The organism is Thermococcus nautili, assembly GCF_000585495.1.
Taxonomy (GTDB): Archaea; Methanobacteriota_B; Thermococci; order Thermococcales; family Thermococcaceae; genus Thermococcus; species Thermococcus nautili.
The window spans coordinates 1,377,217-1,391,155 of record NZ_CP007264.1; the positions used below are offsets into that span (position 1 = coordinate 1,377,217).

The 13,939-nt window shown below is 55.9% G+C and carries 16 protein-coding genes; 5 read left to right on the forward strand and 11 right to left on the reverse strand.

Annotated features, from left to right (window positions below; all coding sequences use genetic code 11):
• Positions 1 to 34: 34 nt before the first annotated feature.
• Positions 35 to 862, forward strand: coding sequence for a MinD/ParA family ATP-binding protein (locus BD01_RS07545; protein ID WP_042691569.1), 828 nt, complete (start codon positions 35 to 37; stop codon positions 860 to 862).
• Here the strand turns inward: BD01_RS07545 and pyrE are convergent.
• Entirely contained in the window at positions 824 to 1,372 is a 549-nt protein-coding gene (gene pyrE, locus BD01_RS07550; RefSeq protein WP_042691571.1) for an orotate phosphoribosyltransferase, read from the reverse strand. The two genes, BD01_RS07545 and pyrE, sit on opposite strands and share 39 nt — an antisense overlap.
• A gap of 123 nt (positions 1,373 to 1,495) precedes the next feature.
• Here pyrE and BD01_RS07555 point away from each other — a divergent pair, with 123 nt between their 5' ends.
• Positions 1,496 to 2,296, forward strand: coding sequence for a PrsW family glutamic-type intramembrane protease (locus BD01_RS07555; protein WP_042691574.1), 801 nt, complete (start codon positions 1,496 to 1,498; stop codon positions 2,294 to 2,296).
• Here the strand turns inward: BD01_RS07555 and BD01_RS07560 are convergent.
• Entirely contained in the window at positions 2,280 to 3,959 is a 1,680-nt protein-coding gene (locus tag BD01_RS07560) for an ATP-dependent DNA ligase (protein ID WP_042693257.1), read from the reverse strand. The two genes, BD01_RS07555 and BD01_RS07560, sit on opposite strands and share 17 nt — an antisense overlap.
• Positions 3,960 to 4,108: 149 nt before the next feature.
• On the opposite strand from BD01_RS07560, the gene BD01_RS07565 reads away from it, so the two are divergent.
• Entirely contained in the window at positions 4,109 to 4,414 is a 306-nt protein-coding gene (locus BD01_RS07565; protein ID WP_042691577.1) for a nucleotidyltransferase domain-containing protein, read from the forward strand.
• Here BD01_RS07565 and BD01_RS07570 read toward each other — a convergent pair.
• The 9 genes from BD01_RS07570 to BD01_RS07610 form a co-directional block, all read right to left on the reverse strand.
• The gene (locus BD01_RS07570) at positions 4,411 to 5,313 is read right to left on the reverse strand and encodes a pantoate kinase (protein ID WP_042691580.1); all 903 of its coding nucleotides are present in this window, start codon (positions 5,311 to 5,313) and stop codon (positions 4,411 to 4,413) included. The genes BD01_RS07565 and BD01_RS07570 overlap by 4 nt on opposite strands.
• A gap of 39 nt (positions 5,314 to 5,352) precedes the next feature.
• Positions 5,353 to 6,009 carry a hypothetical protein gene (locus BD01_RS07575; RefSeq protein ID WP_042691582.1) on the reverse strand — a complete coding sequence of 219 codons (657 nt, stop codon included), beginning with the start codon at positions 6,007 to 6,009 and terminating at the stop codon, positions 5,353 to 5,355.
• Entirely contained in the window at positions 6,006 to 6,698 is a 693-nt protein-coding gene (locus tag BD01_RS07580) for an ABC transporter ATP-binding protein (protein WP_051482183.1), read from the reverse strand. The genes BD01_RS07575 and BD01_RS07580 overlap by 4 nt, the downstream gene beginning before the upstream one ends.
• Positions 6,695 to 7,126: a hypothetical protein gene (locus BD01_RS07585; protein ID WP_042691585.1), complete on the reverse strand. Its 432-nt coding sequence runs from the start codon at positions 7,124 to 7,126 to the stop codon at positions 6,695 to 6,697. Before BD01_RS07585 ends, BD01_RS07580 begins: the two co-directional genes overlap by 4 nt.
• The gene (locus BD01_RS07590) at positions 7,119 to 8,468 is read right to left on the reverse strand and encodes a radical SAM protein (RefSeq protein WP_042691587.1); all 1,350 of its coding nucleotides are present in this window, start codon (positions 8,466 to 8,468) and stop codon (positions 7,119 to 7,121) included. The genes BD01_RS07585 and BD01_RS07590 overlap by 8 nt, the downstream gene beginning before the upstream one ends.
• Positions 8,469 to 8,507: 39 nt before the next feature.
• The gene (locus tag BD01_RS07595) at positions 8,508 to 8,636 is read right to left on the reverse strand and encodes a subtilosin A family bacteriocin (RefSeq protein ID WP_042691590.1); all 129 of its coding nucleotides are present in this window, start codon (positions 8,634 to 8,636) and stop codon (positions 8,508 to 8,510) included.
• A 154-nt stretch (positions 8,637 to 8,790) separates the two neighbouring features.
• Positions 8,791 to 10,452, reverse strand: a complete 1,662-nt coding sequence (locus BD01_RS07600; protein ID WP_042691592.1) for a Na+/H+ antiporter NhaC family protein — start codon at positions 10,450 to 10,452, stop codon at positions 8,791 to 8,793.
• Between the two features lie 289 nt (positions 10,453 to 10,741).
• Positions 10,742 to 11,329 carry a type-4 uracil-DNA glycosylase gene (gene udg, locus BD01_RS07605; protein ID WP_042691595.1) on the reverse strand — a complete coding sequence of 196 codons (588 nt, stop codon included), beginning with the start codon at positions 11,327 to 11,329 and terminating at the stop codon, positions 10,742 to 10,744.
• A gap of 5 nt (positions 11,330 to 11,334) precedes the next feature.
• On the reverse strand, positions 11,335 to 11,685 hold the full coding sequence (locus tag BD01_RS07610) for a hypothetical protein (protein ID WP_042691597.1): 351 nt from the start codon (positions 11,683 to 11,685) through the stop codon (positions 11,335 to 11,337).
• A 146-nt stretch (positions 11,686 to 11,831) separates the two neighbouring features.
• Between BD01_RS07610 and tes the strand changes: the two genes are divergently transcribed.
• Both tes and BD01_RS07620 read left to right on the forward strand, forming a co-directional pair.
• Positions 11,832 to 13,598: a tetraether lipid synthase Tes gene (gene tes, locus BD01_RS07615; protein WP_042691600.1), complete on the forward strand. Its 1,767-nt coding sequence runs from the start codon at positions 11,832 to 11,834 to the stop codon at positions 13,596 to 13,598.
• Between the two features lie 12 nt (positions 13,599 to 13,610).
• A complete protein-coding gene (locus BD01_RS07620) occupies positions 13,611 to 13,910 on the forward strand; it encodes a DUF3213 domain-containing protein (RefSeq protein WP_042691601.1) in 300 nt (99 codons plus the stop codon).
• The last annotated feature ends 29 nt before the right edge of the window (positions 13,911 to 13,939 follow it).

The following is a 13,939-nucleotide window of genomic DNA, read 5'->3' on the forward strand; positions in this document are numbered from 1 at the left end:
TTCTTTGAATCAACGGGAATGGGAGAAATGCTTTATGGTTGCGATAGTGGTTACTGGGCGAGGTGGGGCCGGGAAGACAACGATGACGGCCAACCTCTCGACCTACTTCTCGGGCATAGGTCTGAGAACCCTTGCAATAGACGGCGACCTTTACCTTCCGAAGCTCGCCTTTCACTTCGGGATATACAATCCGATAACGAACCTTCACACGCTCTTGAAGAAGGAGGACTCAAGACTCGAGGAGTCCATATACCGGGATGTAAGAACGGGCGTTGACGTTCTCCCCGGGAGCTCAAAGCTCTACGATATCCTAGATATAGACCAGAGGCGGCTCAGGCAGATAGTGATGGACGTCCAGACCAGGTACGACGTTACGCTGATTGACTCGCCCGTGGGGATTCCCTTCGACACAATCTCAACGTTTCGGCTGGCGGAGTATCAGCTAATCATAATCGAGGTGGAGCGGGGCCCGATTCACTCATTCCACAGGATGGTGGAGAACGAGGTCGAGAAGCTCAAGGCCCTCGGTGAGGCCTACGGCCTCAAGGTCGGTGTGCTGATAAACAAGGTTCGCGAGGCCGAGCCGGTAATAGATGGCATAGTGAACTTCCTTGAGGGGAGCTTCAACATTCCCGTCGTTGGAATCGTTGCCCATGACCCCGCGGTTCCGGCGAGCCAGAACGAGGGGATTCCGGTCATAGCCTTCTCCCCGCACGCGAGGGCGTCAAAGGACATAACGACCGCGGGAAGGGTTCTGAGCGAGTGGGTCTTTGGGAGAAGGGAAAAGAAGAGCCTCTGGGAGAGGATAAAGGAGGCCTTTCTGTCAGTCCTTCATGGAGTCCCTTCTGGCGAAAAGCTCTGAGACCGTGACGAGGGGTGCAAAGAGGTAGTCTCCGAGGTTCTCGCGGGCGCCTTCTTCCCGGTCCACTACGACGAGGATAGCGGATACCTTTGCCCCCTGATTCTCAAGAACCTTCGCCGAGCGGAGGACGCTTCCCCCGGTGGTTGTCACGTCCTCGACGAGGAGAACCTTATCCCCCGGCCTCACTTCGCCCTCAATCTGGCTCCCCGTGCCGTGTCCCTTCGGCTTCTTCCTGACGATTACGAGGGGCTTTCCAGTTTCGAGCGAGAGGGCCGTCGCTATGGGAACCGCGCCGAGCTCCGGGCCTGCAACGCGGTCAAACTCGACTCCAAGTTCCTCAGCCTTCTCCTTCATTAGCTCGGCGATGAGCTTCAAAACTTTGGGGTTGGTGATGAGCTTCTTGACGTTGATGTAGTAGTCGCTCTCCTTTCCGGACGTCAGGACGAAGTGACCGAAGAGGATTGCCCCCTCCCTGAAGAAGGCCTCGATGAGCTCATCTTTCTTTCCCATTGAAACCACCGGTGGGTTTTGGCAGGGTCTCTTAAAAACGTGATGGAAGTAGGGGTCAAGTTGACATAAACTAATCAACCGAAAACTTTAAGTTACCACTGTCAAAAGTTAGTCGGTGGTTGAATGCTCGGGGTACTGCTCGTCGTTGGCTACGTACTCATCGCGCTCGCGGTTGGGGTTAGCGTGTTTCTCAAAACGCTGTCCTGGCTCGCGGAGACGGACAGGGCAATATTCCCCCTACCACTCCGCTCGGCTATGGGCTGGGGAATCTTGGCGTTTCTGGTTGCCCTGACCCTCGAGGCGCTCGCCTTATACCCGTTCTGGGGTACTCCCACGGCCCTCCTAATCCTCGCCCTCGTGGTGGGTCCCATCGAGGAAGGCGCTAAGCTAATCCCCTTCATCGCCAAAAAGGACGAGAGCGTACTGACCCGGTGGCACCTCACCATAAAAACGGCACTGGCCTTCGGCTTCATAGAGGCGGTCATGTACTTCATACTCCTCGTCTCCATGGGGAACATAATCGGCGCCCTCTTCAGGACGATAGTCATCATGTTCCACGTTGCCTGGACCGCGATAGCACTGGAAGAGGCCCTCAAAGGGTCCCTCGCGTGGGGCTACCTCAAGGCGGCCCTGATTCACAGCCTCTATGATGCACCCCTCCTACTGTTGTACACCAGCGGAGCCCTTGCAGGCGTCGTTTCCCTCGTAAGCGTTGTTGTTCTCGTGTACCTCCACAACTCGGTTGACGGTGCCTTCGAATTCGCGGTGAGCTACGCGAGGAAAGCCGTCGCCCGGAGGAATGAAAGCGACGCCGAGGAGTACTCGGAAGAAACGCCGATGGAAAACGGTGAAACCTGGGAAAACGGTGAGAGGGTGGAAAATAACGAAGAGGAGAACTCTTGGGAACTCACCGCTTCGCCTTGAACCTCTCCTGGAGCTCGTAGAGCTGGGCGACCCTCTCTATGGTGTCGGCCTCCTCCGGGCTTTTATCTTCCCTCAGCGCCACGTAGCGCGGGAAGCGAAGCGCGAAACCGCTCTTATACTTGGGGCTCTTCTGTATCTCCTGGTAGGTGACCTCGATGACGACCTTGGGCTCAATCTCGACGAACTTGCCCTCTTCACGGACAATCAGGGGCTTGAGCATCTTGGTGAACTCGACCAAATCTTCATCGGTGAAACCGCTCCCGACCTTGCCCACCGGGACGAACTCACCGCTCTCGGGGTCGTAGGCCGCAACGAGGAACGAGCCGAGCAGGTGCGCGCGCCTGCCCTCGCCCCATTCGGCTCCGATAATGACGAGGTCAAGGTTCTCCATCGTGGGCTTAATCTTCAGCCACTTCTTACCGCGGTTTCCGGGCTCGTAGATGGAGTCCAGCCTCTTCGCCATCAGGCCCTCGTGGCCGAGCTCAAGGGCCCTCTTGTAGAACTCCTCGGCCTCTTCAACCTTCTTCGTAACGAGCTGTTCGGCGAGCTTTATCTTATCGCTTTCCTCGACGCTCTCCTCGAGCTTCTTCCTTCTCTCTGCGAACTTCGTGTCGATGAGGCTTTCCCCATCAACGTAGAGGATGTCGAAGAGGTTGAGCTCGAGCGGAATCTTCTCAATCATCTCCTCGATGTTGTACTTCCTCCTGAACCTCCTGAGGACGTACTGGAAGGGTCTTGGACGACCATTCTCTCCGACGGCAACCAGCTCGCCCTCGACTATGACCTTAGAAGGCTTCAGGGAGGCCTTTACAGCCTCAACTATCTCAGGAATCGAGCGGGTGACGTTCTCAAGCCTCCTCGAGTAGATTATCACCCTGTCCCCATCGCGGTGGACCTGAACGCGCGCGCCGTCGTACTTAATCTCGAAGGCCGCCTCACCGCCCATCTCGATTAGCGCTTCCTTGACGTTGGCGGCGTTCTGGGCAAGCATCGGCCTTATCGGCTTCCCAATCTGTATGCTGACCTTTGAGAGTCCCTCGTTCCCCTCGAGCTTTGCAACCTTCGCCACGTAGCCGAAGTCGCTCGTGAGCATGTAGGCTCTCTCGACGAGCTCTGGCTTCACCTTGAAGGCCTCCGCTATGGCATCGCGCAGGATTCCCTCGGCGACGCCCGTCCTCATCGTTCCGAGGACGGTTCTGGCTATGTACTTGCCCTCCTCGGGTTGAGCATCCATGAAGAGATTTGCTAAGTACTTCATCTTCCTGTCCTGGCTCCCCTCTCCGCTCGCCTCGGCAACCTTAACGAAGGTGCTGTAGACGCGCTTTATCGTGAGGGGCTGGCTGAAAAAGCTCTTCTGCTTCCTCTTCTTTAGAGCCAGAGCCACGCTCTCGCCCAAATCGCCGGTGTCCTTAATCGAGTTCTCGATTTCCCTCTCGGGGACGCCGGTTGCCATCGAAACGGCCCTTATGAGAAGCTTCTCGCCGACGCCGAGCTCGCGCTCGTCCCAATCGGGGAAGACCTTGCCGAGAATCAGGTAGGGGACTATCTCGAGCAAATCGTCGGGCGTTTTCTTGAGGAAGTCTGCCACAAACTTCGTCTTGAGCGTTTTGAGCGTGGTCTTCTCAAGCCTCCGGTAGAGTTCGGCCAGCTCGGAGTACTTCATGTCACCCACTCTCACCACCGAAACCAATACGGCGAGGGGGATAAAAGGGTTGTTGGGCCAAGCGTTAAATAGGGGACTAACGTAATGACGACCATGAACGTCGAGGAAGTAGAGCGCGAGCTCTATGTGGCCGAGGAGATGGTTAGGAAATGGAAGCGCACGAACGGGCTTTAAACGACTTCCTTATGAGATTAAAGCGGAAGTTTGGGGATAGAATAGCTTCTGTTTACCTCTTCGGCTCCTACGCGAGGGGTAACTATGGAGAGGAGAGTGACATTGACCTTCTCGTCGTGGGAGACATAGCCCTTGACGACCTCATTGATGACATCTTCGAAGTTCTCATGAAACACGGAGTTGTCCTCAACGTTATAGTTGAAAAACCGGAAGAGTTTGAGAGGTGGAGGGATACTTCCTTCCACAGAACCGTTCTCAGTGAGGGCGTGAAAATATATTAACCAACCCACCTCCCGACCTTCGGCTTCCCCTCGTGGATTTCTGCAACGTCGTATGAAACCTTGAGGTCGGCAAGGAGCGCCTTCGCGTTTTCAAGCTCCTTCTCCAGAACGAGCGCGAAGAGGCCCTTCCCGAGCATTATCATCGAGCTCGGATTCTTCAGAACCCTGTCGAGTTCCTTCGCCAGCTCAAGGAGCTCACCGGTGAGCAGGCCCGTCCTCTCGGCGAAAGCCCTTGCGAGGACCATTAGCCTCTCGGGCGTTGGCTCCTTCAGGAGTTCCTCCAGAGCCTTCCTTCCCTCGGCTTCTATTGCCTTCACGACGTCGCCGTCAAGAACTTCTTTAGTCGAGAGCTTTCCGAGGGGGACGACCAGAACGCGATAGTCCTCGAAGAACAGGTTGTCGGTAACCCCGATTCCGGGCCCGCCGGCCTTAACGCGAACTTCAATTCCCCCGGCGAGCTGGGCTATGACATCGCCGAGGCCTCCCCTGTGGGTCACCTCGGCCTCGTGGGCTATCTGAGACGCCCTAAGCCACGTCCCCCCGAAGGCGTAGCTCAGCGCTAAAGCCGTGCCGAGAGCGCCCCCCGCGCTGTTGCCGAAGCCGTGGCCGTTGGGAAAGTCGAAGTACTGCCAGATTTCAACCTCGCCGAGGAAATCGGAAGGAACGAGCCTCTCGGCGACGGAGTAGCTGATTACGGCTTCTTCTCTATTCACTGGCTCTCCGTTGAAGGCGATGTGGATATGCCTCTCCAGCGTTCCGGTCTCTACGCTTACGAAGACGTTTGTTCCCTTGTCGAGGTTGATTCCAGCGCCGAGCGAACCTGCCTTGAGCGGGTCATCGTGGAAGACCGGCACGAAGAAGGCCGTTATGTGGGCTGGAACGAACGCCCTGATGAGCATTGCACCACCGAAAAAAGTTGGGGAGGGCCCTTAAAAAGCTCACGACGAGAGCACGACGCGCTCGGGGTTTAGGGAGGACAGTGCCCACGGACCGATAATGGCCACCGCAACGGCGGTCAGGAAGAGGATGTCTGTTGCAAGTGAAACGTGAAGCCCGTTCTCAAGGACGTATCGGGGGACCCTCGCAAGGGCGAATAGGAGGAGGAACAGGAACAGGTTCACGGTCCTGACGTTCGAGACCTGGAGGGTCACCGCGAGGGAGAGCATCGAGAGGCCAAATATGAAGAGGGAACTTCCCAGAATTGGCAGGAAGAGCCATGAGGGTCTTGCGCAGCTCGAGCGGTATAGGATAACCCCCACGAGAACCGATGCAACCTCTGCGAGCGCAAGCGCCGGAAGGGACTCGATGAAGAGGTACCTTGAGGGCCTCTCTGGGAGGACGAGAATCAGGTGATAGAACCTCGACGTCTTGCGCTTTATGAGGCCCGTAAACGAGACGGACACCATAACGGCGTAGCCGACGAGCATCATCACGAAGAGGGAGTAGAAGACGAAGTTCCCCTCGACGCCCATGAACGAGCGAGGTATTTTGCCAGAGGAAAACGCCCACACGAGCACCACCACGGCAATCACGCCCAGCGAAGACTCCCTGAGGAACGTTTTGAAGTTCAGGAGCAGGAGCTTCCCCGTGTTCATGTCCTCACCCCCACGGCCTCCACGTAGGCCTCCTCGAGGTCCTCAACCTCCGCGACCTTGAAAACGGCCCTCGTGACGCCACCGGCTATCACCGTCACCCTGTCGGCAACCTTCTGTACCTCCGCGAGGTCGTGGGAGGAGAAGAGCACCGTCTTTCCGTCCTCCTTGAGCTTGAGGAGCAGGGTCCTAATCTCAATCCTCGCGGTGGGGTCGAGGCCGCTCGTCGGCTCGTCGAGGATGAGCAGTTCGGGGTCGTGGACGAGGGCAGAAGCGAGGGAGACCCTGCGCTTCATGCCCTTGGAGAGCTCTTTGAACTTCTTATCCCAGTGCTCCCTCCCGAAGCCCACGCGCTCGAGGGCCTCCCTCGCTTCTGCCTCCCCAAGTCCGCGCGCGTAGGAGCAGAAGAGGAGGTTCTCGATGACCGTCCAGTCCGGGTTCAGGACCTCGTACTCGAACATTACCCCCACCCTGCGGAACATGTCCCTCGACGGTTCCCTTCCGAAGACCCTCACCTCGCCCGCGTCCGGGCGGAGAAGGCCGAGCAGGTTCCTTAGGGTGGTGGTCTTTCCGGCACCGTTCGGCCCGAGGAAACCGTGGATTTCACCGCGCTCGACCTCGAGGTTCACACCCCTGAGGACTTCCCTGCCCCCGAGGGACTTCCTGAGGTTCCTGACCTCGACGACCTTCACCTCCTCCACCCCCATACGACGTAGTACGTCCCGAGGAACAGGGGAATCAGGATGAGGACCGGCTCGACTCCCGTGAGCTTCTTCACAGCGGGCGCCATCAGGAATAGCGAGAGCACGATGTAGGAGTTGGCGAGGTAGTTAAAGGCCTTCCGTGCGCCGACATTCCACTTCCCGACGCCGAGGGGGCCCCTGAGGGAGTTTGCCAAAAGCGATAGGCCGTAGAGGGCGGTTATGAAGCGGAGGTCACTCTGGGATACTCGCGTGGAATACAGGAGGGATACGAGGCCGATTACCACGTCGGTGTACCTCCTCGTCTCAGGCCAGAAGAAAGACTTACCTAACAGGGTTTTCTTTGCAGTGTGAAGGACGAGGGCGAAGGCAACGTAGCCGTATAGGCCTAAGAGGAGAAGAACTAAAGTCTCATCCATCGGTTTTCACCTGGAGGTATTTCTTTAGAGCTCCGATTCCTATAGTGCTCGCCCAGCGGCACTCCTCGGGGGCTATCAGGCCCTTCTCAAGGACGTAACGCGCGCGCAGGACGCAGGGCGTGCAGAAGCTGAGGAACCTGCAGTTTCCGCAAATCCAAGGACCAGGGGCACGGATGCCGTAAAAGAACGCGAGCTTCTCTCTGGCGTTTCTGAAGGACTCTTCCGGCCTTTTAGGGTCGAGCCGGAAGAGAACGTCCCGTTCCGAGTCGCTGACGACGCACATCCTCACCGACAGGTCCGGCCCGATTGTGACGCTCCTCCAGCCTGCCCCGCAGTTTCCAAGGGAAGCCTCGAGCTCCTCCATTCTCGCCACGGGAATCACTCCCGAAAATCTCCTGCGGACACGTTTATCTACCTCACTAATACGCCACAGGTCTTCGTTGGACCATGTGAATCCATCGGCCCTGCCAAAGGGAAGCATCGGACTGTAAGTGAACATTTTGACCCCCAGCTCAACTGCCAGTTCAGCGACCTTTTCCACGTGGTCTATATTCTCGGGGACAATGGTCATGGCAATCCTCACGTTGAAGCCGGCATCGGTGAGCCGTTTTATGTTTTCAACCGTCCTCTTCCACGCACCCTTCAAACCTCTGAATTCGTCGTGAAACGTGGGGTCGTGGCTATCGAGGCTGACGCTGAAGAAGAGCTTGTCCATGTACGATGAGAGTTTCTCAATCGTCCCCGGAGGAAGGTAGAGACCGTTTGTGAGGACGCCAACGAGCTCATGCCTCTCGGCGGCGTACTCGACGATTTCCACGAAGTTGGGATGGAGCGTTGGTTCCCCACCCGTCAGCTCAATACCAACGAGGAGGTGTTCAGAAAGAAAATCTATTATCCGTTTGAATGCCTCAAGGGGCATGTAAAGTGGCGCCCTTTCTTTTATTCTGTAGCAGTGGGCACAGTTCAGGTTGCAGTTCTCGGTGAGCTCAAAGACTACGTGTGACGGGAGGATGTAATCGTGCTCAGCCACCTCAAAGGGGGCATTGATTGGGGTGTCGGAGACAACTACATCACCATTTTCGACGGCAGTTAAGAGGAATTCAAGGATTTTACGACGCTCCTCCTCAGAGGGGGAGAGACTACCCGCGACTTCAGACGCTTTTCTTCTCCCGTCACACATCCTGAGAACCTGGGCGGCATCAAGGTTCACGATTCGTCTGACGTCCCCCCTGTAGATGGATGCGAGGTGGGGATAAATCCCAAGCACGGTCCCCCCGGTGAGTGAGACGTACTTCTCCCCGAGGGTTTCCAATGTTACAGCAGGTTCAATGACATTCTGCATCCTTTCACCCCCGAAGTGCACTCCAAAAAAGTAATGGCCTCAGAAGAGGCCAAAGAGACCGTAAATACCGAACCCTTCAAAGTCCGGAATCGGGCCGTCGGCAAAGCAGAGAGCGCAGAGAGCACAGGTGTTGCATTCCTTGCCCGATACAACGTACTTGGGATCCATGACGCCACCCTCCTGGAGAGTTGTCATTAAATTATGATAGAGAAGGCTACATAAATTTTTCTTTATCTGATTGTAATAAACTCCTCGTTATCAACTTAAGGTTTAGAAACTATGAGAAAAGTTTAAAACAAAGCAAAAATTAGAAAAATATTATTCACTCCTCGACCACGTATATCGGCACCTTGCCGTGGGGTATGCCGTACTTCTTGCCGTACCACTCGCTCAGGAAGTACCAAGCGCCGACGAGCAACAGGACTCCAAGCGGAAGGAGTATCGCCCAGCTCCTTATGCCGAGCGCGAAAAGGACGTAGAGAACTGCTCCGATGGCCGCTACAGTCACGGCGTAGGGTATCTGGGTTGTAACGTGGTCTATGTGGTCTGAACCGCTGAACATAGAGCTCATAATCGTTGTGTCGCTTATCGGGGAGCAGTGGTCTCCGAAGATTGAACCCGCGAAGGTTGCGCCTATCGTGGCGAAGACTATCTCATTGACGCTTCCGCTGAAGGCCAGGCTGAGCTGGACGCCGAGGGGCACCATGATTGTGAAGGTTCCCCAGCTGGTTCCTGTTGTGAATGCTACGAACATCGCTGAGAGGAACATTATCAGGGGCATCCAGGGGCCGAGGTTTGCCCCGGAGCTGGTGGCAACGTCTATTATGTACTTGCCGGTTCCGAGGTGGTCGCCGTTGGTTATCGTTCCGAGGCTCCAGGCGAGAACGAGGATTGTGTTGGCGAAGAGCATCTGCTTCATTCCCCTGATTATCGTGTCCTCCCACTCCTCAACGGTCATCTTCTTCCTGCCAAGGAGCATTACGCTGGCAACGACAACCATGGTGAAGCTTCCCCAGAGCAGGGCAGTTGCTGCATCCGCCTCGCGGAAGGACTCAACGAAGCTGTACTTGAGGAAGTTGACGCTGAAGGGATGCTCAAGCTCGCTCCACCAGCCGAGGTCCTGGGAGTACGCCTCAAGGTTCGCGGCGCCGGTGTACCAGAGACCGAGTATCGAGACCACAACGAGGCTAAGAATGGGGATGATGAAGTCCCAAACGCTTCCGTTGGGCTTCGGCTGGCCGAGGTCTGTTTCTGTCGTCATGAGGGGCTTTGCACCGTCGCGGAGAACCTTTCCGGTCGTCCTCGCGCGGTATTCCGCTTTGAGCATTGCGCCGTAGTGCCTGTGGGTGTAGGCAACTATGAGGACGAGGAGTATTGCGAGTATCGAGTAGAACCTGAAGGGAACGCTTGAAAGCCAGGCACTGTAGGCGTTGTAATCTACGCTGGCGCCCTTAAAACCGTCCTTTATGAGCGAGAGCTCGTAGCCTATCCAGGTTGAGATGAGCGCTATACCCGCAACCGGGGCGGCGGTCGAGTCGTCTATGTAAGCCAGCATCTCCCTCGAAACCCTCGTCCTGTCGGTTATGGGCCTCATGGTGTTTCCAACGATGATGGTGTTGGTGTAGTCGTCAAAGAACACGAGAACGCCGAGGAACCATCCAAGAACCGATGCACCACGACTCGTTTTGACGCGCTTTGCCAGCGCATTCGCCAGCGCCTGAACTCCTCCAGATTTGTATATCAGACCAACACCGGCTCCAATCAGGAAGTCGAAGATTAGAATCCTTGCGTTCCAGTCGTCAGTGACGCTGCCAACAATAGTCTCAAGGGTGTACGTCGTGCCCGTTATTGGATTCCATCCCATAAATATCAGGGAGCCAATCCAGACACCTGAAAACAACGCGAGGATAACCCTCTTCGTCCATATCGCCAGAACAATCGCAACCAGCGGTGGAAGCAGGGACAGCACTCCAAAGTCCGACACGATTTTTCACCTCCGGAAATTCAACCCCGAAGTTTCTTCGAGATATATAAGCTTTTCCCGAACTTTTTTGTCAATCTTTGGAGTTCCTCCGAATGCCCTCAAAAATCCGCGAGCATCTCTGGTCATGTCACTGCTCTGAAGTGCATATAGGTGTACCTGAGTATATTATAGAGCATTGAACCAATAAAAACCTTTCCCAAAAGCGTTCCAGCTCGGCTCGTGCAAAATGGATAAAACCAAAAATCGTAACATTTGGAACCGTAAAATTTGCAGAAACGTGAAGGGAAACTCAGCCAAGTTCCTCGAGTATTTTCGCCAGTTTGACGAAGTCCTTCTCAAGCTCCTCCCTGATGGGTGGCCTGTACAGGGCCGCGGCGGGATGGTACATCGGCATTATGATTATCTTGCCGAAGAGGGTTCTCGCCTCGAAGGTCTTTCCGTGGATTTTGCTTATCGGTTCGGGCTTGAACCCGAACTTCTCAAGGATGTAGCGCATCGAGTGCCTGCCGAGTGGAACTATGACCCTTGGCCTTATTATGTCAATCTGCCTGTCAAGGTAAGGCGCGCAGGCCCTGATTTCCTCCTCCGTCGGGTCGCGGTTTTCAGGCGGGCGGCACTTGACGATGTTGGTTATGTAAACCTCGTCCCTGCTCAGGCATATCCCCGCCAAAAGCTCGTCGAGAACCTTTCCGGCCCTGCCCACGAAGGGTAGCCCTTTCTGGTCCTCCCAGTAGCCCGGCGCCTCGCCGACGAACATCACCTTGGCGTCGTAGCTTCCCGCCCCGGGGACTGCGTTCGTCCTGAGCTGGCCGAGGGGGCACTTCTGGCAGTTCCGGATTTTCTCCTCAAGCTTCTTCATGAGCTCTTCCTTTCCCATAGGCATCACGCGAGGGTCTTCTGGCTGAGGTACGCCTTCAGGAACTCGCTCCAGGCCGTGTAAAAGCCCCTCTCGTAGTCGTCGCGGAAGTCCTGGGTAGCGAGCTTCGAGTAGTTTTCAAGCAACTCCTCGGCCCTCTCCCTGTCGTTGCCCGAAATCAACTGGACAATCAGCGAATCGGTGTCGTTGTCCTTGAGGGCGTTCATTATGCCTTCAACGGCCCTTGAGTAGCCCCTGCCCCACTCGTCGTTGCCCGCTATCTTGATGAGCTTTTCCAAGTGACCCTTTGCCCTGCTGAAGTCCCTTCTCAGCAGAGCCCTGACAAACATCTCCATCCTCATCTCGCGAGCCGGCATTCTACCACCCGACTGGCTTCCGCGGAAGGGCTTTTAACCTTAGCCTCTGCTTCCCAAAGTTGGGTCATACCTATGCAGGAAAATCTTCATATTTACGCAAAAGCTTTTATACCTCACCGTTGGATTAGGGGTAGCGGTGATGAAAGATGGCCGAGAACATCGGTGAGGTACCGAGCGGTGAAAAGGAGTTTGAACAGCTCACCAGAAAGCTCAGGGATATAGTTGAGTTCCCTGAAATAAGCGAGGAAGAGTTTGAGGAGATGCTTAAAACCGCGAGCAGGGTTTATGGTGGCCCGCTGCCCCATAGGACTTACTCCCTCTGCCCCGAAACGAGGCGCGTCGTTCCAGCCCTCGTCTGGGAGAAGGACGGAATGGTGTGGATAACCAAGCGCTGTCCCGAGGGCATGATAACCGACCTCTACTACGAGAGCGTTGAGCAGTACTACCGCTTCCAGCGCTGGAAGTATGATTTCAAGCTCAAGAGCGTCAACGTTGAGAACACCGGCGTCAACTGCCCCTTCGACTGTGGAATGTGCGCCAGGCACCGCTCCCACACGAACCTGCTCAACATCGTTTTAACCAACCGCTGCAACCTTTCCTGCTGGTACTGCTTCTTCTACGCCAAGGAGGGCCAGCCGATTTACGAGCCGACGCTCGAGCAGATTAGGATGATGCTCCGCAACGCCAAGAAGCAGTACCCGGTTGGAGCCAACGCAGTCCAGTTCACCGGCGGTGAGCCGACCCTCCGCGACGACCTGATTGAGATTATCAAAATCGCGAAGGAAGAAGGCTACGACCACGTTCAGCTCAACACCGACGGAATAAAGCTCGCCTTCGAGCCCGAACTCGTGAAGAAAATCCGCGAGGCCGGAACCAACACCCTCTACCTGAGCTACGACGGAATGACGCCCCAGACCAACTGGAAGAACCACTGGGAGATTCCGCTCATCTTCGAGAACGTGAGGAAGGCCGGCGGACCCGGAATAGTCCTCGTGCCGACAACGATTAGGAACGTCAACGACCACGAGCTTGGGGCCATAATCAACTTCGGTCTCAACCACCTCGACATCGTCAGGGGCGTGAACTTCCAGCCGATTTCCCTCGTCGGAAGGGTTCCCAAGAAGGAGCGCCAGAGGTTCAGGATAACGATTCCGGGAGCGATAAAGCGCATAGAGGAGCAGACCAACGGCGTAATCGCGATGGACGACTGGTACCCGATTCCGATAGCCGGTCATATTGCTCGCTTCTTCGAGGCGTTCTCCGGTTCGCGCTACTACATGACGAGCCACTACTGCTGTGGAGCGGCCACCTACGTCTTCCTTGACAGGGAGAACAAGCGCGTCGTTCCCATAAGCAGGTTCCTTGACGTTGAGGGCTTCGTCGAGTACCTGGAGGAGAAGGCCGAGGAGATAGAGAAGTGGAAGAAGCTCGGCAAGCTCCAGAAGCTCAAGCTCGGGGCGGAGATATTCCTCAAGTTTAAGAGCTTCTACGACGACAAGTACGCCCCGAAGGGCCTCAAGGTTCTTGAGCTGATAAAGAACGCCTTCATGCACGGCAACTACGACGCCCTCGGCAAGTTCCACGAGAACGCGCTCTTCATCGGAATGATGCACTTCATGGACGAGTACAACTACGACGTTGAGCGCGTCGAGCGCTGCGTCATCCACTACGCCATGCCCGACGGAAGGGTGGTGCCGTTCTGTACGTTCAACGTGATTCCAGAGCTCTACAGGGACAAGGTGCAGGCCCAGTTCAGCTACACCTGGGAGGAGTGGAAGGCCCTTCACCCCGACTGGGACTACTGGAGCGACAAGTACAGGAGAACCAAAGAGTTCGTCGAGAAGATGAAGAACAGCGAGCTTTACAGGAAGACCTACATAGACATCGAGGACTACTTTGGCCTGAGGAACTGAGGGGGTGGTCGAATGGTCGTTAATCCCGATAAGAAGCTCACCAGGCTCGAGCTCCAGTTCGATAAGGGAAACTGGGAGCTTGCAACGGCCAAGCAGTACGAGCTCCTGACGAGGGCTGAGGTCTGGAGGGCTTTCCTCAACAGCTACACCGGCAGGGGCTTCGTGGTCTTCGACGAGGAAGCTCTGCCCAGAGAGAAAATCCTCGAAACCCTGAAGGAGCTCAACGCCAGGGTTGTGGCCGAGAAAAAGCTGACCGTCGGGGAGCTCATAGAGTCCAGCTACTCCTGGAACAACGTGCTCGAGAAGAGTTGATTTTATTCTCTTCTCCCTTCTTGGACTCG

Excerpts from the sequence above, each read along its gene's own strand:
- BD01_RS07545 (WP_042691569.1), top strand. The coding sequence starts at position 35 with ATGGTTGCGATAGTGGTTACTGGGCGAGGTGGGGCCGGGAAGACAACG.
- pyrE (WP_042691571.1), bottom strand. The coding sequence starts at position 1,372 with ATGGGAAAGAAAGATGAGCTCATCGAGGCCTTCTTCAGGGAGGGGGCA.
- BD01_RS07555 (WP_042691574.1), top strand. The coding sequence starts at position 1,496 with ATGCTCGGGGTACTGCTCGTCGTTGGCTACGTACTCATCGCGCTCGCG.
- BD01_RS07560 (WP_042693257.1), bottom strand. The coding sequence starts at position 3,959 with ATGAAGTACTCCGAGCTGGCCGAACTCTACCGGAGGCTTGAGAAGACC.
- BD01_RS07565 (WP_042691577.1), top strand. The coding sequence starts at position 4,109 with ATGGAAGCGCACGAACGGGCTTTAAACGACTTCCTTATGAGATTAAAG.
- BD01_RS07570 (WP_042691580.1), bottom strand. The coding sequence starts at position 5,313 with ATGCTCATCAGGGCGTTCGTTCCAGCCCACATAACGGCCTTCTTCGTG.
- BD01_RS07575 (WP_042691582.1), bottom strand. The coding sequence starts at position 6,009 with ATGAACACGGGGAAGCTCCTGCTCCTGAACTTCAAAACGTTCCTCAGG.
- BD01_RS07585 (WP_042691585.1), bottom strand. The coding sequence starts at position 7,126 with ATGGATGAGACTTTAGTTCTTCTCCTCTTAGGCCTATACGGCTACGTT.
- BD01_RS07590 (WP_042691587.1), bottom strand. The coding sequence starts at position 8,468 with ATGCAGAATGTCATTGAACCTGCTGTAACATTGGAAACCCTCGGGGAG.
- BD01_RS07595 (WP_042691590.1), bottom strand. The coding sequence starts at position 8,636 with ATGGATCCCAAGTACGTTGTATCGGGCAAGGAATGCAACACCTGTGCT.
- udg (WP_042691595.1), bottom strand. The coding sequence starts at position 11,329 with ATGGGAAAGGAAGAGCTCATGAAGAAGCTTGAGGAGAAAATCCGGAAC.
- BD01_RS07610 (WP_042691597.1), bottom strand. The coding sequence starts at position 11,685 with ATGCCGGCTCGCGAGATGAGGATGGAGATGTTTGTCAGGGCTCTGCTG.
- tes (WP_042691600.1), top strand. The coding sequence starts at position 11,832 with ATGGCCGAGAACATCGGTGAGGTACCGAGCGGTGAAAAGGAGTTTGAA.
- BD01_RS07620 (WP_042691601.1), top strand. The coding sequence starts at position 13,611 with ATGGTCGTTAATCCCGATAAGAAGCTCACCAGGCTCGAGCTCCAGTTC.